17 protein-coding genes are annotated in these 17,608 nt (G+C 66.5%); 9 read left to right on the forward strand and 8 right to left on the reverse strand.

All coding sequences use genetic code 11. The annotated features are described in order from the left end of the window. Position 1 precedes the first annotated feature (1 nt). Positions 2-1,288 (reverse strand): amidohydrolase, encoded by a 1,287-nt coding sequence (locus LG299_RS12970; protein WP_404430877.1) that lies wholly within the window; start codon positions 1,286-1,288, stop codon positions 2-4. 95 nt (positions 1,289-1,383) lie between these two features. Between LG299_RS12970 and LG299_RS12975 the strand changes: the two genes are divergently transcribed. From LG299_RS12975 to LG299_RS12985, 3 genes are all read left to right on the forward strand, one after another. Further along, on the forward strand, positions 1,384-2,307 hold the full coding sequence (locus LG299_RS12975) for a LysR family transcriptional regulator (RefSeq protein WP_404430879.1): 924 nt from the start codon (positions 1,384-1,386) through the stop codon (positions 2,305-2,307). A 113-nt stretch (positions 2,308-2,420) separates the two neighbouring features. Beyond that, on the forward strand, positions 2,421-2,873 hold the full coding sequence (locus LG299_RS12980; RefSeq protein WP_404430881.1) for a RidA family protein: 453 nt from the start codon (positions 2,421-2,423) through the stop codon (positions 2,871-2,873). After that, entirely contained in the window at positions 2,870-3,604 is a 735-nt protein-coding gene (locus tag LG299_RS12985; protein WP_404430883.1) for a hypothetical protein, read from the forward strand. Before LG299_RS12980 ends, LG299_RS12985 begins: the two co-directional genes overlap by 4 nt. A gap of 463 nt (positions 3,605-4,067) precedes the next feature. Here LG299_RS12985 and LG299_RS12990 read toward each other — a convergent pair whose 3' ends face one another. After that, positions 4,068-4,865, reverse strand: coding sequence for an alpha/beta fold hydrolase (locus tag LG299_RS12990; RefSeq protein WP_404430885.1), 798 nt, complete (start codon positions 4,863-4,865; stop codon positions 4,068-4,070). 12 nt (positions 4,866-4,877) lie between these two features. After that, positions 4,878-6,575 carry a SulP family inorganic anion transporter gene (locus tag LG299_RS12995; protein WP_404430887.1) on the reverse strand — a complete coding sequence of 566 codons (1,698 nt, stop codon included), beginning with the start codon at positions 6,573-6,575 and terminating at the stop codon, positions 4,878-4,880. A gap of 233 nt (positions 6,576-6,808) precedes the next feature. Between LG299_RS12995 and LG299_RS13000 the strand changes: the two genes are divergently transcribed. The 6 genes from LG299_RS13000 to LG299_RS13025 all read left to right on the forward strand — a co-directional run bounded on the left by LG299_RS13000 (position 6,809) and on the right by LG299_RS13025 (position 13,303). Then, the gene (locus LG299_RS13000; protein WP_404430889.1) at positions 6,809-8,245 is read left to right on the forward strand and encodes an anaerobic C4-dicarboxylate transporter; all 1,437 of its coding nucleotides are present in this window, start codon (positions 6,809-6,811) and stop codon (positions 8,243-8,245) included. A 58-nt stretch (positions 8,246-8,303) separates the two neighbouring features. After that, complete coding sequence (locus tag LG299_RS13005) at positions 8,304-9,659, forward strand: M20/M25/M40 family metallo-hydrolase (RefSeq protein WP_404430891.1); 1,356 nt, start codon at positions 8,304-8,306, stop codon at positions 9,657-9,659. Beyond that, entirely contained in the window at positions 9,634-11,019 is a 1,386-nt protein-coding gene (locus LG299_RS13010) for an APC family permease (RefSeq protein ID WP_404430893.1), read from the forward strand. Before LG299_RS13005 ends, LG299_RS13010 begins: the two co-directional genes overlap by 26 nt. A 2-nt stretch (positions 11,020-11,021) precedes the next feature. Beyond that, entirely contained in the window at positions 11,022-11,591 is a 570-nt protein-coding gene (locus LG299_RS13015; RefSeq protein WP_404430895.1) for an ion channel, read from the forward strand. A 32-nt stretch (positions 11,592-11,623) separates the two neighbouring features. Next, the gene (locus tag LG299_RS13020) at positions 11,624-12,766 is read left to right on the forward strand and encodes a peptidoglycan-binding protein (RefSeq protein ID WP_404430897.1); all 1,143 of its coding nucleotides are present in this window, start codon (positions 11,624-11,626) and stop codon (positions 12,764-12,766) included. Positions 12,767-12,901: 135 nt separating this feature from the next. After that, positions 12,902-13,303: a hypothetical protein gene (locus LG299_RS13025; RefSeq protein WP_404430899.1), complete on the forward strand. Its 402-nt coding sequence runs from the start codon at positions 12,902-12,904 to the stop codon at positions 13,301-13,303. 77 nt (positions 13,304-13,380) lie between these two features. Here LG299_RS13025 and LG299_RS13030 read toward each other — a convergent pair whose 3' ends face one another. Genes LG299_RS13030 through ureB form a run of 5 tightly spaced genes read right to left on the reverse strand, consistent with a single transcriptional unit; the run spans position 13,381 to position 17,604 of the window. Continuing rightward, positions 13,381-14,100: an urease accessory protein UreD gene (locus LG299_RS13030; protein ID WP_404430901.1), complete on the reverse strand. Its 720-nt coding sequence runs from the start codon at positions 14,098-14,100 to the stop codon at positions 13,381-13,383. Between the two features lie 47 nt (positions 14,101-14,147). After that, positions 14,148-14,906, reverse strand: a complete 759-nt coding sequence (ureG, locus tag LG299_RS13035; protein ID WP_404430903.1) for an urease accessory protein UreG — start codon at positions 14,904-14,906, stop codon at positions 14,148-14,150. Next, complete coding sequence (locus LG299_RS13040; protein ID WP_404430905.1) at positions 14,899-15,570, reverse strand: urease accessory protein UreF; 672 nt, start codon at positions 15,568-15,570, stop codon at positions 14,899-14,901. Before LG299_RS13040 ends, ureG begins: the two co-directional genes overlap by 8 nt. Then, complete coding sequence (locus LG299_RS13045) at positions 15,570-17,267, reverse strand: urease subunit alpha (RefSeq protein ID WP_404430907.1); 1,698 nt, start codon at positions 17,265-17,267, stop codon at positions 15,570-15,572. Before LG299_RS13045 ends, LG299_RS13040 begins: the two co-directional genes overlap by 1 nt. Next, a complete protein-coding gene (gene ureB / locus LG299_RS13050; protein WP_404430909.1) occupies positions 17,254-17,604 on the reverse strand; it encodes an urease subunit beta in 351 nt (116 codons plus the stop codon). The genes LG299_RS13045 and ureB overlap by 14 nt, the downstream gene beginning before the upstream one ends. Positions 17,605-17,608 lie beyond the last annotated feature (4 nt).

Below are 17,608 nucleotides of genomic sequence, written 5' to 3' on the forward strand. Positions count from 1 at the left end.
GCTATGGGTGGACGGCGTTGACGGGGGCGGCGACCAGCCGTTCGACGTCGATGGCGCCACCGGCGGCTCGAAAGTCCTCGCGCACGAGGTCGCGGAGCTCGGAGTCCGCGAGATAGTCAGCGACCGTGAGGGCGAGTCCGACCGCGCTGTCTATGATCGCCCTGTCGCCGTTTGGGCTGATGGCGTGGCGACCGAACTCTTCGGTGTGCATGGCTGTTGGGGTCGGGCAGATGCTGACCGTGGGGTGGATGGCGGGGCGACGGACGCTGATGTTGCCCAGGTCGGTGGACCACCCGCCTCCCACCAGGCCTGGCTGCTCCAAAACGATGGACCGGCCGCGGCCGGCCATATGAGTGAAGTAGCGCCCGGCAAGCGGGGCGTTGCTGCGCACCGGGAGGTAGGCGGGGAAGGGATCCCACCGGGCCTCGACTCGCGTGCCGGTCATGACCGCCGCGCCGTCGAGGACCGCTTGCACGCGGTGAGACAGCTCGACGAGCTCATTCACGAACTCCGCACGCAGCTCCACGGTGAGTCCCGCCACGTGGGGAACCACGTTGGTCGCCGTGCCGCCGTCGGTGATGATGGCGTGGAGGCGGTCTGTGTCGGGCATGTGCTGGCGCATCGCCGCGATGGCCTGGTACGCCGCCACGACGGCATCCAATGCGTTGCGACCCTCTTGCGGCGCGGAGGATGCATGGGCGGCGACACCGTGGAAGGTCGCCTCCACGTCGCGGACGGCGAGCGAGGTGAACGAAGCGACCTCGTGAGGTCCGGTGAACGGGTGCACCATCACGACGGCATCGATGTCGTCGAATGCGCCCGCTCGTTCGAGCAGTTCCTTGCCGCCGCCGTTCTCTTCGGCGGGCGTACCCACCAAAACAACCGAACCCCCGAGCGTGTCGACAGAGGCGGCCAGCCCGAGGAACGTGCCGACGGCGGCCGCGCAGATGACGTTGTGGCCGCACCCGTGCCCGACGCCGGGCAATGCATCGTATTCGGCGAGGACGGCGACCCGGGGTCGACGCGCGCCCGTCTGCACCTGCAGCGCGGTGGCGAGCCCGTACACACCGACAGATGGGGCGAAGCCGCGGTCACTCAAGAACTCGGCGACGAGTGCAGCGGAGCGGTGCTCATCGAAGCCGACTTCGGGTGTTGCGTGGATGCGGTGACTCAAGGCGACGAGCGCGGCCTCAGCCTCGATGATGGCATCGGTGATGGTGTCGTAAACGGCTTGTGAAGCACCATGCTCTGCGACGAGCGCCGGCGGGGACTGGCTTTCGGTGGACATCGTCGTCCTCTCGGGCGGGAGGGATGAGTGTAAGTTTGAACTTACGATACATCCGCATGTGTAAAAAGTACAGCTAAGGGTGAAAGAATGTGGCGATGACGGACAACTCACTCCCCGATGTCCCCCGGTTGCGCATCCTCAGCGAGGTCGCGAGGCAGGGTTCGCTGGCCGGCGCTGCGCGTGTGATCGGTATCAGCCCCTCGGCCGTGTCGCAACAGATCAGCGTCCTCGAGCGTGAAGCGGGAGTCACACTGCTCGACCGGTCACCGAGGGGCGTCGGACTCACGGGCGCCGGCGAAGTTCTGGTCGAGCACGCTCACCGCATCCTGCGCATGCTCGAAGTCACGCGCGCAGAGATGGATCAGCTCAGCGGCGAGCTCGCCGGACGCGTGCGTATCGGCTCAATCCCGTCGGTGGCGAGGTCGATGCTGCTCCCCGTCGCGGACAAGCTGGGTGACGCGCTGCCGCACATCGAGCTGACCGTGAACGTCCTCGAACCGTCGGCGAGCATCGATGCCCTGGTGAACGGTTCACTCGACATCGCCGTCATCGATCTGTACGACAACGTGCCGATGACCTTCCCCGACTACCTCCACACGGAGGAGTTGATGAACGAGCCCCTTGTGCTCATCGCACCTCCCGGCTTCTCCGCCCCGTCGCCGGTGCGGCTCGCCGACCTCAGGAACGAGTCGTGGGTCATGCCCGACGAAACGGGTGCGTGCGGGCAAGCGGTGCGCTTCGCGTGTCGCATGGAAGGGTTCGAACCGAATGTGCGCTGGCACACCGCCGACCTTCTGCTGCTCGTCGAGTCGATTTCTCGTGGGCGCGGCGTGTCAGTGCTCCCACCTCTGTCGGTGGACAAGGCAGTCGCGCCAGTGAGCGTATTCGCGTTGGAGCAGCCGAAGCTCGGCCGACGGGTGCTCGTCGTCAGCAGAACCACTGACGAGCGCCGCCCCATCGTGCGTGCCGTGCTCGACGAGATTCGACGCGCCGCCGCCGAAGCATCCGCGACCACCTGAAGAAGTTCTTGCGACAGCGTCAGCGTTCCTCCTTCTCCGACCGGCTTGGAGCGCATCTCCCGCTTGCAGACTGAGTGCGTTCCGTCTTCGGACATCAGGCGATAGGAGAAGTCATGACCATCGAACGACGCACCGCACAGCTCCCCGGGCACTGGCAAGTGCCGGGCCAGTTCACCATCAACCACAGCCACGGCATCCGTGTCGGCGACATGATCTGGGTCGGCGGTCAGGAAGACCTTGACGAGCACGGCAACGTTCGCCATCCCGGCGATGTCGTTGCGCAGACCCATGCGGTCATGCAGTCACTCCAGGCCGTCATCGAGTCCCTCGGCGGCACGATGGGCGACGTCGTACAGTTCAACACCTTCTACGCCGGCGAGCTCAGCGTTGAAGAATGGCAGCGCACCTACGACATCCGATTCGGCTACTTCCCGGCGCCCGGCCCCACCGCGACCGGCATTCTCATCGGCAAGGAGCTCAACATCCCCGGCATCTGCGTCGAAGTGAACGCCGTCGCAGTGGTCGGCAGCGCCGCCCGCAACCAGAGCGAGGGGGAAGCGGCATGACCTCGCGCAAACTCGGTGTCATCCTCTGTGACCTCGACTCGTACGCCGTCGACGACATCTCCTGCGTCCAACCCGACGCGACCGCCATTAGCGACAATCCGGTCGGCTTCTTCGAGAACCCTCGCAGCTGGGGCGGACTGCCGGTTTCGTACGCTGTGGCCCGTGGTGCTCGCGTCGAGCAGCTCGTCACCGGAGACCCGGTTGCCATCGACGCGTTCTGGGCGGCACGCGAACGTCTCGCAGACTGCTCGCTCATCATCACTGACTGCGGCTTCTTCTACTACGCGCGCCAATCCGCTCGGCCCGCACCGAACACGCTCACCAGCAGCCTCGACTTGCTGCCGATGGCCGCGACCATGACCGACGGAGCCATCGGCGTGCTAACGGTGTCTGCTCCGCTTGCCGAAAAGCTGCTCGAAAACCACCGACTCGCGCCACGGCTGACGATTGTCGGGTTGGAAGACCAGCCCGGCTGGGACGGCATCCTCACGAACGATCACGCCTACAACAACGGGTGGAATTATCAGACGCTCCGGGATGGGGTCAACGCGGTCCTGGAGCGGGAGTGCGCTCCTGGCGGTCGGCTCGCCGACATCGGCGTGCTCGTCTTGGAGTGCACACTGCTGCCCGCGCTTCGGGATGACATCCTCCGCCATGTGAATGTGCCCACGCTCGACATCGCCTCATTCGCGCTGAACGCCCTGGGGTGCGGCTTCTCCACGGCCAAGTGAGATACTCCCTTCGGCGCACGACGCCGACCCGGCCCGTCGGCCGGCGCGAACCGGTTTTCCCCTGGTCCGATGGCCACCACCGCTCTGAAGATGGCCGTCCATGCTCTGGCCCAAACACCGTTGGTGTGATTGCGCTTACTCACAGGACTCGGTTGCGGGGCGATCATGACGTCAGGCGACGGGCCACCTGGCGCGACTGGTCCAGTCCATTTGAGTGGTGTCTCCGTTCGCGTGTGATCCCTCGCGTGTTGTGCGGTGAGGGCGCGGTCGCCGCGGCCGGCGCGACGCTGCCTGGAGCGGGTTGGCACTGAAACACCCCTAGGTGTCGCGTCATCATTGATGGGGATTCAGCCGGTCTACAAGACCTCACTCGACAGTGTCCCTGTGGGATGTGGGGGGAGCTGCGGATCACATCGCCGCGTTCATCGACGGGCTTGATGAAAACCAGGAGGCGCGAGACGAGCTACGCGTTGGCGAGGAAGCCGAGTGCTTCGGTCCGAAAGACGCGCGACCCAGGGGTATTGAAGTGGTGTCGGTCGGGGATCTCGACGAACCGTCCGTGGGGTGCGAATGATGCCAGGTGTCGCGATCGCTCGAGGATCGCGTCGTCGCTGCCGGTGGCGAACAGCACGGGTTGTTGCGGGGGTCGTCGGGGGTCAGGGTCGGCGTCGCCCAGGCGCATCCCTTCGGCCAACGCCACCAGCACGCCCAGATCGTTGCCCGGTACCCGCTCGGCAAGGGTCACATAGTTCTGCGTGACCCGGTCGGTGACCGCGATTCCTGACTGGGCGTAGGCGCGCGCCTGCTCAAGGTCGAGGCGGGCGAGGGGGCGACCATCGGGGATGCCGCCGAGCACGCCGCGACCCACCCGATCGGGGGCGTCGACCAGGAGTTGCCAGCCGACCCGCCCGCCCAACGAGTACCCCACGTACAGAACGGAGTCCAGAAGATGGGTATCGAGAACGGTCAAGAGGTCGCCGACGAGGGCGGTCATCGTGTAACCCTGCGGGTCGTGGGGCTTGTCGCTGGCGCCGTGCCCCCGCTGGTCTACCCCGAGCACACGAAAGCCTGCACGGGTCAGGTCGCGCACCCACCCGGTATTCACCCAGTTGTCGCGACAGTTGGACGCGAATCCGTGCACGCACAGGACGGTCGGGGCGGCGTCATCGCCCCACATGTAGGTGGCGATGCGGTGACCGTCGGCAGACATCACGAATTGCGGGGACGGCATCTCGGTCAGCGGCATTGCGGGGGGACTCATCCGGCAATCCTGTCAGTCGCGCTGAGACTGTTGCGCCTCGACGGCCCGATGGACGTTGCCGTGACAGTGGTCGGCACCGATCCGCCCGAGGATGCCTTGGGCCTCGAGCACACCGAGGATCTGCGGCTTGATTCGCGCGAGCCGGAGCGTGACACCCTCCGCCTCGGTCAGGTCGATCAGCTCGGTGAGTTTCGCTGCGCCTTGCGAGTCGACGAATGCGACGCCTTCCAGGTCGATCACCAGTGCCGTGGGGGGCGAGTCCCCGGCGATGATCTCGCGGATGCGCTCATCGAATGCCTCGGCGGTGGCGAAGAAGAGGCCGCCGTCCAGGCGAATCACCGCGATGCCGGGGATGATCTCATCGGCAGGGTTGAGGCCGACGTCGCGGAAGACCTGGGTGCCGGGCTCACGGCCGAGCAGAGGCATGGCGGGCCGTGTCGAGACGTAGATCAGCCATGCGAGCGACAGTGCGATGCCGATGACGATTCCGAAGAGGACGCCCGCCGAGAGCACACCGACGAAGGCAGCCATCGCGATCCAGAAATCGAACCTGGAAACGCGCCGCAACCGTCTGAATTCCTTCAGATCGATCATCCCGAACACGACGGCGTCGATGATGATCGCTCCGAGCACCGCCTTCGGAAGGTCTGAGAAGAGAGGTGCGAGGAAGAGCAGTGTCAGGATCACCAGCCCTCCGGTGGTGAGCGAAGCCACGGGGGTTCGCGCGCCGGCGGATTCGTTGAGGGAACTGGCCGACAGGCTCGTGGAAACGGGCATTCCCTGCATGAGGCCCGCGCCGACGTTGGCCATCCCCTGAGCGACCGCCTCCTGGTTCACGTTGATGCGGTAGTGGTGCCGCGTCGCGAACGACCGAGCGTCGCCCGCCGTTTGTGAGAACCCGATCAGCACGAGCGCCAACGACGCGAGCAAGACCTCAGGGATGTTCTGCAGCACGATATCGAGACTCGGCACCTGCGGGACGGGCAACCCGCTCGGCACGGCACCGACCAGCGCCACGCCTCGCTCGCCCAGGCCAAGGAGAGAGGAGGCGACGAGGCCGCCGACAACCAGCACGAGTGCGCCCGGAACCTTCGGCGCCCAGAATCGCAGGGCGAGGATCACCGCGAGAGCGACGGCACCGATCACCAGTGTGGGGAGGTGGATGGCGCCCAGCCCGATGATCCACGACGCGAACTCTCGCCAGACGTTGTCGCCGTCGCCAGAGGTGCCGGTCAGTTTGGGCAGCTCGCCGACGACGACGTCGATCGCCGCCCCGGCAAGGAACCCCGTGACCACGGCTCGCGAGAGGAACTGGGCGATCCATCCCATTCGGAGGAGCGCCAGAAGGAGCAACAGGATGCCGGTCACCAGCGTGATGGCCGCCACGAGTTGCGCCGCATCGCCGCCGGTGACCCCTGTCACGATCACGGCGCCCCCCGCGACAGTCGCCAAGGCCGAACTCGGACCCGTGGAGATCTGCCGTGACGTGCAGAAAAGCGCGTAGATGATCGCGCCGGCGGCCGCAGCGTACAGACCGTTCTGAACCGGGACGCCTGCGATCTCGGCATAGCCGAGGTTCTTCGGCACGATCATCGCCACGACGGCGACTCCCGCGATGACGTCGGCCCGGAGCCACCGCGACTCGTAGCGGGGCAACCAGTGCAGGATCGGAAGAAGTCCTTCCAACCTGCTCTTTTTCTCTGTCCGCACGGTCACCTCCGACCATCGCCGCGTCCGACGGGAGCCCGGCAATGCTAAGACGCTCTGTGTCGGCACGTGGACCGGTGCCGCCGAAATCACCCTGTCGGAATGATACGACCCGGGCGGCCGCGGTCGTAGCCTCCCATCACAAGCGAACATCCCCCATCGAATCCCCACCAGGACGGGTGGTTGTCGCATGAGCGGCGCAACGTGAGCGCCCCGGCGCTGGGTGAGGAGTGGCCATGGAATACCTGATCGTCGCGCTGCAGGCGTGTGTGGTCATCGGCGCGATCGTGATGGGCGTGCGTACAGGCGGTTTGGGGCTGGGCCTGTGGGGTGTGGTCGGCACCGTCATCCTGGTCTTCGCCTTCCAACTGCCCCCTGGATCGATCCCGGTCGATGCGTTCTTCATCATCATCGCGGTCATCACGGCGTCCTCGGCCATGCAGGCGGCAGGGGGCATCGACTACCTCGTCTCGATCGCGTCGAAGATCATCCAGCGCAATCCCAAACGACTGACCTACGTCGCGCCCATCGTTGCTTTCGTCTTCACCGTTCTGTCGGGAACGTCGAACATCTTCTTCGCGCTCATCCCGGTCATCTATGAAACGGCATACCGCAACGGTCAGCGACCCGAGCGGGCCCTGGCCTCTTCGACTGTCACGTCAGGACTGGGAATCACAGCCAGCCCGGTTTCAGCGGCGATGGCCGCCTACCTCGTGCTCATGGAAGGCACGGGATACGGACTGCCACAGATTCTCGCGATCACGATCCCCGCGGCGATCGTCGCCTGCCTCGCGACCTCCTTCATCCAGCAGCGAGTCGGGAAAGACCTGCTGGAAGACAAGGAATTCCTGAAGAGGGTCAAGGCCGGCACGGTCGAAGTGCCCGCCAGCCTGCGAGACCGTTACGCCGAGAAGTTCGGTGGCGGCGCGACGACGGACGGTTCGACGGAGACCCGCCTCGACGAGACGCGGACTCGCACGAAGACCGCTGTGCCCCTCATCGAGCATCCCGTGCCGAAGGGCGGCAAGACCGCAGCGATGATCTTCGTTTCCGGCACGCTTCTGATCGTGCTGCTCGGCCTGTTCCCGGATCTGCGCCCGGCCTTCCCCAACGACGAAGGTGAACTCACGCCGATCGGCATGTCGACGGTGATCGAGATGATCATGTTCAGCGTGGCGCTCGTCATCATCCTGGCTCGGCGCATCAAGCCGAGCGTCGTCGTGGAGCAGCCGCTTCTCAAAGCAGGTTTCGTTGCGGCCGTCGCCCTCTTCGGGATCGCATGGATGGCCGACACGTTCATCTCAGCGAACCAGGAGACCATCATCGAGCCGCTCGGCGCGATGATCGAGGCCAATCCGCTCCTGCTGGCGGTTGCGCTCTTCCTCGTCTGCGGTCTCACGACGAGTCAGTCGGCAACGACCAACACGCTCATCCCGATCGCGTTGGCCGCCGGTCTTGCACCGGGCGTCATCACGGCCATGTGGCCCTCGCTCATCGGTGTGTGGCTGTTCCCCGCGAACGGATCACAGATCGCTGCGGTCGAAACCGACCTGACCGGCTCCACCAAGCTGACCCAGGTGCCCGTCTGGCACTCGTTCACGATCCCGATGCTCGTCTCGTGGGCAGCGGTGGTCGCTGCGGGTCTGCTGATTCAGCTCGTCGTCCCGGCCTGAACCGCGAGTCCTGCCTCGACAGCTTGCACAACTACAACGCCAATCCGAAGGGTCACTCATGACTAACTCCGATCAACTCAAACGGGACGTCGCAGAACTGATGCCGGATGTCCTCGCACGGCTGGAAGACCTCGTGCGCATCCCGTCGATCGCTTTCCCGGGGTTCGACCCGGCTCCGGTGCACGAAATGGGCGCCGCCGTCGTTGATCTCTTCGCGGCCGCAGGCGTCGCCGGCGTGAAGCTGCTCGACGTGCCCGACGGCTACCCGTGCGTCTATGCAGACATTCCAGGCCCGGACGGCTCCCCGACCGTGCTCCTCTACGCGCACTATGACGTGCAGCCCGCACCGGAGAGCCAGAACTGGACGAGCGAGCCGTTCGAGCCGACCACGAAGGACGACGGACGGATCTACGGGAGGGGCGCCGCGGACGACAAGTCGGGGTTGGTGATTCACTACGGAACACTCAAGATGCTCGGCGACGAGCTGCCCTGCAGTCTCAAGATCCTCGTCGAAGGCGAAGAAGAGACCATCTCGCACCTCGAAGCCTTCGTCGAGGCCAACCCGGAGCTGTTCCACGCGGATGCCTACGTCATTGCCGACATCGGACCCCAGCGAGTGGGGCGTCCCGGCCTGACAACTGCTTTGCGGGGCGATGTCGCATGCACGATCACGGTGCGGACGCTCGCAAACCCGGTGCACTCCGGCATGTTCGGGGGAGCAGCACCCGACGCCCTGACGGCGATGATCCGCATCCTTGACACCTTGCACGATGAGAACGGCGACACCTCCATCCCGGGGGTCGACAGTTCCCGGTGGGAGGGCGCCGACATGGACGAGGAGGTGTACCGCGAGGGATCGTCGATCCTTCCGGGCGTCGACTTCCTCGGGACCGGATCGCTCTCCGACCGCATCTGGGCGAAGCCCTCGGTGACCGTCCTCGGCATGGACTTGCCGAACACCGCGGAAGCGTCGAATGTGCTGCTGCCCGAGGTGACCGCGAAACTCTCGATGCGGATCGTTCCCGGCTCGGACGGCGATGGGCAGCTCGAGGCCCTGATGGCGCACCTCCGCGCACAGCGGCCGTGGAACTGCGAGGTCGAAGTGGCGAAGGTCAAGGTAGGACATGCCTTCGCCGTCGACGCGTCGCATCCCGCGGTCGTCGCGGCCGAGGCTGCGCTGGAGGAGGCCTACGGTGCTCCGGTCGAGAACATCGGCAGCGGCGCGTCCATCCCGCTCGTCGCCTCGCTGAAGAAGGTTTCGCCCGATGCGGCCATCCTGCTCTGGGGTGCCGAAGACACTGCGCAGTCCCGCATCCACGCTTCCGACGAATCTGTGGATCCGGCGGAGATCGAGCGCATGATCACGGCCCAGACGCTCTTCATCCGCAATGTCGCGTCGGTCGGGACCCGATGAGGGTCGGGCGATCGGGATGAGCGTGCCGCAACCGCAACCGCAACCGGCCGGTGCGCCGAAGAAGGCGATGACGGTTCTGCAGGCATCGTTCATCGGTGTCGGTGCGATGGTGGGAGCGGGCATCTTCGCGCTCCTCGGCGCCGCCGGCGCTGTCGCAGGGTCAGCCGTATGGCTGTCGTTCCTCATCGCCGGGATGATCGCCGCCCTGCAGGGGTACTCGTTCGCGAAGCTCGGATCGACCTACCCCTCATCGGGCGGGATGCTCGCGTACCTCGCAAAAGGATTCGGTGAGGGGCACATCACCGGGATCGTGTCCTGGCTCTTCTACATGACGGGCGCCATCGTCGCGGCCATGGTGGCGACCTCGTTCGGCGGGTACGCCAGTGCGGTCGTGGCCGATGACGACCCGGTCTGGGCGGTCGTGTTCGCCGTCCTGCTTGTGCTCGTCATGACCACCCTCAACATCGTCGGGTCCAGCGCGGTCGCTCGGGTTCAGTCACTGATCGTCAAGATCGTGCTCGCCATCCTCACGCTCTTCGCCATCGTGACGATCGTGAACTTCGACCCCACCCTTCTCGACCCGGCGGGCTACCCGGGTCTGCGCGAGATCATCTCCAGTGTCGCTCTGACGTTCTTCGCCTTCCTCGGTTTCGGCGTGATCACCTTCACCGCCAAAGACCTCCCGAACCCCGCGCGGCAGCTTCCGCGTGCCATGTACCTCGCGCTCGGTGTCGCAACGGCCGTCTACGTCGGCGTCTCCCTCGGGGTGTTCGGCACGCTCACGGCTGAGCAGGTCGTCGAGTACGGCGCAACCGCGCTCGCGGAGGCTGCCAAACCCGTGCTCGGTGAGGCCGGGTATGTCCTCATGGTGATCACGGCCCTGTTCTCAACCGCCGGTGCCGTGAACGCGAGCCTGTACCCGTCCGCGGGCATGACGCGTCATCTCGCCGAGGTGGGCCAGTTCCCCACCGCTTTCGGTCGCAACGTGGGAAAGCGAGCGCCGGTGGGGCTGGTCGTCATGGCGCTCATCACGATCTTCATGATCATCGCCCTCGACTTGAACAGCATTGCATCGCTCGGCAGCGCGGTCGCCCTGCTCATCTTCTCGGCCGTGACCGTCTCGCACTTCAGGACGTATAAGGAAACCGGCGCCAGCCTGATCGTGCTGATCATCGCCCTCGTCGCGACGCTGGGCACGTTCGTCGTCTTCACGATGACGACATTGGTCAATGAACCCAAGACGGCGATCGCCCTCCTTGTCATCCTGACCGCAGCCGTGCTGTTCGATGTCCTCTGGAAGCGCGCCCGCGACCGCGGGAAGGCGCGCTACTCCCGACACCCCGACACGCAGCCGGAGTGACGATGACGGGAGTTGCAGCACCGTCCGCTACGCCGGTTCCACAAGCCACCGTCGCGTGGAGCCTGATGCGCGCCCTGCTATCGATGGTGGTGCTCGTCGGACTGTACTTCCTCGCTCCACTTGACGGACTCCGCGGCGTCCCACTCGGCTTCACTCTCACGGTCGCCGGAGCGTTGCTGGTCGGTATCGGCGCGTGGCAGCTCACTGCCATTAGCACCTCTCCTCACCCCAGGCTTCGGGGCGTCGAAGCCCTCGCGATCACGGTGCCGCTGTACATCCTCGTTTTCGCGAGCGCGTACTACGCGATGGCGTTGCAGGATGCTTCCACCTTCGATGTCGCGGGACTCACACGCGTCGACACCCTGTACTTCACCGTGACCGTGTTCAGTTCGGTCGGATTCGGAGACATCTCTGCGGCCAGTCAGGTCGCGCGAGTCCTGGTCACCGTGCAGATGGTGCTGAACCTCATCGTCCTCGGGGCCGGCATACGGGTGTTCGTCGGCGTCGCTCGCCGGACCCGCGAAGGTCTGGCAGGGTCGCTGACAACGTCGCGGCAAGGCTCGACTTCTTGACATTCGCAGTTCTCTACTGATCGGAGCCCACGATGAAAATCGCAGCGACGAGGACCCTGACCCACCGAGCAGTCGCGGCGGTGTCGACCGTGGTCATCGCGGTCGTTCTGGTGGGATGTAGCGGGGACGGTGTCAGCGCTGCCGAACGGGCACAGGCTCAGGTGACCGCGGCGCAGAAGGCAGTGACGCAAGCAGAGGCTGACCTGACCGAGGCCTCGGCGGAGTTCTGCGAGTCGAGCGAGGAATACATCCTGGCCTTGGACCAGTACGGCGACATCCTCAACGACACGGCACCGACCGTCGGCGACGTCAGGGCGGCGGGCGCCGACCTCGCCGACCCGAGCGACGCCGCACTTGACAGCGCCGCCGCGGCCGCCGAAGCGCAGCAGGCGCTCATCACCGCCCAACAAGAGCTTGTCGACGCCCAAGCGGCTTTGGCGCGGGCCGAGGCGGGCCCCAGCGGGACGCCTGCCGCACCCGTGGCTGAGCCGTCGTCGCCCGCCCCGCTTGCGCCCGCAGCATCCGTGGATCGGGTCACGCAGGCCGAGTCGGAGTTCGCTGACGCGCAGAGCGCGATCACCGACGAGACGCCGCTGACCGACGCATCCGAGCAGTTCAACAGCGCCGCTGTCGCGCTCGAGGCGGCATGGCTGAGACTCTTCGCCGAGGCGGGCTGTCTGCCCGATGACCAGCGCCAGCAGGCCCAGGCGGCCGTTGCCGTCTACACAACGGCACTCCAGCAGGATCTCGCTACCGCGGGGTACTACACCGGTGCGATCGACGGAATCTACGGGCCCGCAACGGTCGCAGCGGTCGAAGAACTGCAGAAGGCGAACGGGCTGCCGGTGACGGGCACCATGGACAACGCGACAGCCGACGCTCTACAGGCGGAGCTGCTGGCCTTGGGTGGCGCGGCGGCGCAAGAGTCCGTGGCGACGACAGCAGCGGTTCAGCAGACGTTGAAACTCGCGGGCCTGTGGACCGGTCCCGTGGACGGCATCTGGACGCCCGAACTGACCGCAGCTGTTCAGACGTTGCAGCTCGCGCTCGGTGTTGAACCCACCGGCACGGTGGATGCCGCGACGATCTCTGCCGTCGAAAGGGCGATCGCGGGGCTCCAGCAGCCGGCGGCGCCCGTCGACCCAACGCCGACGCCGACAGCGACGGACGGGTGATGACTCGAACCCCGATGTCACCCGACTCGGATGATGCGCTCTCGCCACAGTGAACGCTTCACTTCATTCATGGCTGAAGTGTGAAGCCTGCCCTCATCGACAAGTCCGTGGAGCACGGGTGAACAGGAGAAACCAATGAGTACAACCAAGACAAGCGGGTGGACCGGCTGGGTCGTGTTTGCCGGCGTCATTCTCATGACCGTGGGCATCTTCAGCGCGGTCCAGGGCCTCGTAGCTCTCATCGGGCCGAGCAGCTACTACGTGGTGACAGAGGGAGGGCTCTGGCTACTCGATGTCACGGGATGGGGATGGTGGAACCTCATCATCGGCCTCCTTCTCGTCCTCGTCGGAGCCGCGTTGCTCGCTGGTCAGACGTGGGCTCGTGTCGTCGCCATCATCCTGGTGGTCCTGAACGCAGTCGGCGCCATGCTCCTCATTCCTGCGCAGCCCTGGTGGTCGGTCATCGTGATCGCCATCGATGTTCTGGTCATCTACGCTCTGATCGTCCACGGCCGCGAAGTGCGTGAGGACGGCTAACAAAGCTGGGGTGCTCTGAGATCATCTCAGAGCTCCGAACCGCCCGCAGAATACTGCGGGCGGTTCGTGCTGTGGGCCTACTCGCTACCGCTTACGTTCCGAGCCAGCGCCGGCAGTGCCGACCATTCGTCGCACACGCGGTCGAGCCGCGACGTATGAGTCTCGGTTCCGAGGTGGCGTGCAATCGCACCCGGATGCTCGAGCACGAGGTCGCCTGTTGACACGAGAGGCCGAAACCCGAGCGCGATCACGGTATCGAGCACGCGGTGCCCGCCGAGCACGCCGGGTTCAGGGGTCGACCCGTCGAGATCGAGATGCTCCAACAGCACAGGGCCATCGGGGTCTCGCGCGGTGAATGACGAGGCCAGCCTGCCCCCGCGCTCGCCGTGGCGCCCGAGTACGAGCGTCTCGCGGATCACCGCTGTCGCTCCCGCCGCGAGCACGATGGTTGAACGGCGAACGACATCCGCGCCATCGGTCACCACGAAAGGGAGGCTTCGCCAGAGCAGCGTGCCGCCCACCTCGACGCGTGCGTCCAGGGTCCATGACGAGGGATGGCCGTCGGCGCGATAGGCGATCGTGCCCCCGACATCCTCCAACTGAAGAACGCAGCCTTCACCGACCTCGATCTTGAGGTGCACACTGTCACCGCCGAGCAACATCATGCCGGCTGCCGCGAGCGCGACGTGTGCTCGCGACTCATCGCGCGAGATCAGCCGTGGCGCGAGCGCGCCGACCGCGAGATCGACCCGTGCGCGCGGGTCGCCTCGGCGGACGGCGATGCGGGTCGAGGTCATTCGTGCCTGTTCTGGTGAGCGGCGGTGCTGCGTAAGGGCGGTGCTGGTCAGTGGCTGTGCGCCTCTGCGTCGGCGTGCTCGTGTTCGTCGTGCGCGTGGACGAATCCACCCTCAGGGTGCTCATCGTCGGCGTGGAAGTGCGGGGCCATCGGGCCCGGGTCCTGCGGAACGTGGTCACCCGAACGGTGGGCGGCGAGCATGCTCAGCACCCAGGCGCGCAGGGCGGCGACGGACTCCGCGTCATGCTTCGAGAGCGCCAGCACGGCGCGGCCCTCGCGAGCTTCTGCGGCGTCAGCGACCATCTGCGGCACGTCGACCCCGACGTAGGGGGCGAGGTCGGTCTTGTTGACCACCAGCAGGTCGGCTCGGCCGATGCCCGGGCCGCCCTTGCGGGCGACGTCGCCGCCGCCGGCGACGTCGAGCACGAAGATCTGCGCGTCGACGAGAGCGGGCGAGAACGTGGCGGTGAGGTTGTCGCCGCCGGATTCGATGAGGACGATGTCGAGGGGCGAGAAATCCCGCTCGAGGTCTTCCGCGGCGAGCAGGTTCATGGTGATGTCATCGCGGATGGCGGTGTGCGGGCACGCACCTGTTTCGACGGCCCGGATGCGGTCGGGATCGAGCACCCCGGCCGATCGCAGGAATCGCGCGTCTTCGTCGGTGTAGATGTCGTTCGTGATGACGCCGAGCCGCAGCTCTTCGCCGAGCGCTCGGCACACCGTCGCGATGAGCGACGACTTGCCGGTGCCGACGGGGCCGGCGACCCCGAGCCTCAGGGCACGGGCGGATGCGGGGGTTTCAGGCACGGAAGAGCCTCCTGTTGGTGAGGGCGTGGGTCTCTGCCCACAACTCGGATTGGGGAGCACTCGCCGCGGGGATCGCCTCGGGAGAGGCGAGGGCGGCGAGCTGGGTGGTGAAGGTGTCTACCGACGCGCACGCGTCGATCACGAGGCGGACACCGTCGATCGGGTCGCCCGGCTCGAGCTTGAGGAGGGCGGCCACGGCGCACGCCATGTCGTCGTATACCGCGAGACGCACGAGCGACTCGGCATCGAGACCGGCGTGCGCAGCGACGGCGCCGAGTACGACCGGGCGCGACCACCCATCGACGGTGGGGATGAGGCGAACGATCGGAGGCGACGCGGGCCACAGATTGGTGGCGAGACGCTGGAGCCCCCTGCCGAGCTCGCGAGATGATCGCCGGGCCGCGCGGCTCGGAGTGCGTGCCGCCCAGGCGCGTTCCACCGGCGAATACGCATCGCCGCGGATGCCCGCAGCTCGCGCGACCACGGCGGTCGCGGCATCCACCATCGTCGTCGTGCGCGCCCGCGCTCTGAGAAACGCGCCCACTTCACCCGGCGTCAACCCGCCCTGTAGGGCGGGCTCGAGTCCGGAAGAGAACGCGTAGCCGCCCGAGGGAAGGCGCGCGTCTGCCAGCAAGAGGGCGATCGTGTGGGCTGACGGCGTCATCAGAACATGTTGTAGAGCTGTGCGAGCGGAAGCGACGCGGCTGGTGCCGGCACGACGGTATCACCGTCGATCGCAATCTCGAACGTGTCGGGCTCGATCCGGATCGAGGGCAACACGTCGTTGTTCTTCATGTCGGCTTTGCCGATGTGACGCGTCGGCTGAACTGCCGCGAGGCGACGCCGTAGCCCCAGCGTCTGGACGAGGCCGTCGTCGAGGGCGGCCGGGGAGACGTACGTGACCGAGAGGTCGGCGCCGATCGTGTCACCGAACGACGGCCGCATCATGACGGGCTGCGGCGTGGGGATCGAGGCGTTCGGGTCGCCGAGCGCGGCCCAGGCGATCGCGCCGCCCTTGACGACGACCGCGGGCCGCACGCCGAAGAACTTCGGGTCCCACACCACAAGGTCGGCCAGGCGTCCGACCTCGATCGAGCCGAGGTCGTAGGCGATACCGTGCGCGATTGCGGGGTTCACGGTGTACTTCGCGACGTAGCGGCGCGCGCGCTCGTTGTCGGCAGGCATTCCGCCCCCGAGCGCGCCTCGGCGGTGCTTCATGACGTGCGCGACCTGCCACGTGCGCGTGATCACTTCACCGATGCGTCCCATGGCCTGCGCGTCCGAGGACGTTATCGAGAGGGCCCCGATGTCATGCAGGATGTCTTCGGCTGCGATCGTGGTGGCCCGGATGCGGGACTCTGCGAACGCGAGATCTTCAGGCACTGCGGGGTTGAGGTGGTGGCAGACCATGAGCATGTCGAGATGCTCGGCGACGGTGTTCACGGTGTGGGGGAGCGTCGGGTTGGTTGACCCCGGGATCACGTTCGCCAGCCCGGCGATCGACAGGATGTCGGGCGCGTGGCCACCTCCTGCGCCCTCGACGTGGAACGCGTGGATCGACCGGCCACCCATCGCCTCGATCGTCGACTCGACGAAGCCGGCCTCGTTGAGCGAATCGGAGTGCAGCGCGACCTGCAGGCCCCAATCCTCGGCAGCCCTGAGCGAGGCGTCGATCGCGGCCGGGGTGGAGCCCCAGTCCTCGTGCACCTTGTAGCCGGCGGCCCCCGCGAGGGCCTGCTCCTTGAGCGCCGCCGCCGAGACGGTGTTGCCCTTGCCGAGCAGCAGTACGTTGACGGGTAGCGGATCCAGCGCCCGATGCATGTTCGTCAGGTGCCAGGCGCCCGGGGTGACTGTGGTCGCCTTCGACCCCTCCGACGGCCCCGTGCCCCCGCCGACGATCGTCGTGATGCCGGTGGCGAGTGCCTCGTGGATCTGCGAGGGGGACAGCAAGTGCACGTGCGAGTCGATCGCGCCGGCGGTGACGATGCGTCCTTCTCCGGCGATCACGTCGGTCGACGGGCCGATGACCATGTCGATGCCGTCGCTGATGTCGGGGTTGCCGGCATGGCCGATGCCCACGATGCGACCGTCGCGGATGCCGATGTCAGCCCGCACGATGCCCCACCAATCAAGGATGATCGCGTTCGTGATCACGGTGTCCAACGCGCCGTCTGCCCGCGTCGTCGTGGCTTGCGCCATCGATTCGCGGATCGACTTTCCGCCGCCGAAGATCGCTTCCTCGCCGCCGATCGTGAGATCCTGCTCGACCTCGATCCACAGGTCTGTATCGCCCAGCCGCACCTGGTCACCCACCGTCGGGCCGTAGATGGCGGCGTATCGCGATCGATCAAGCCACACCATCGAGCAACTCCTCACCGTCGGTTTTGATCTGGATGCCGGGAACCCGGCGCAGTCCGCGGAGTGCGACCGCGTCGAGCTCGCGCGATGCGCCCGGCTCGAAGCGCTGCGAGGTTCCGGACGGGATGTCGAGACGGAACCCGTGCGCGGCCGCACGGTCGAACGAGAGAGCGGCATTCGCGTCTGGCAAGTGAAGATGCGACCCGATCTGGATGGGCCGGTCGCCGGTATTGACGAACACCAGACGGATGCGCTCGTCGCCCCGCCGGTCGGCGTTCAGTTCGATGCGCCCCGGTTGGATCCGGAAGGCGCCCGGGCCTTCACTCGATACGGATGCCATGTGC

This window comes from Microbacterium lacus (genome assembly GCF_044794305.1).
Classification (GTDB): domain Bacteria; phylum Actinomycetota; class Actinomycetes; order Actinomycetales; family Microbacteriaceae; genus Microbacterium; species Microbacterium lacus_B.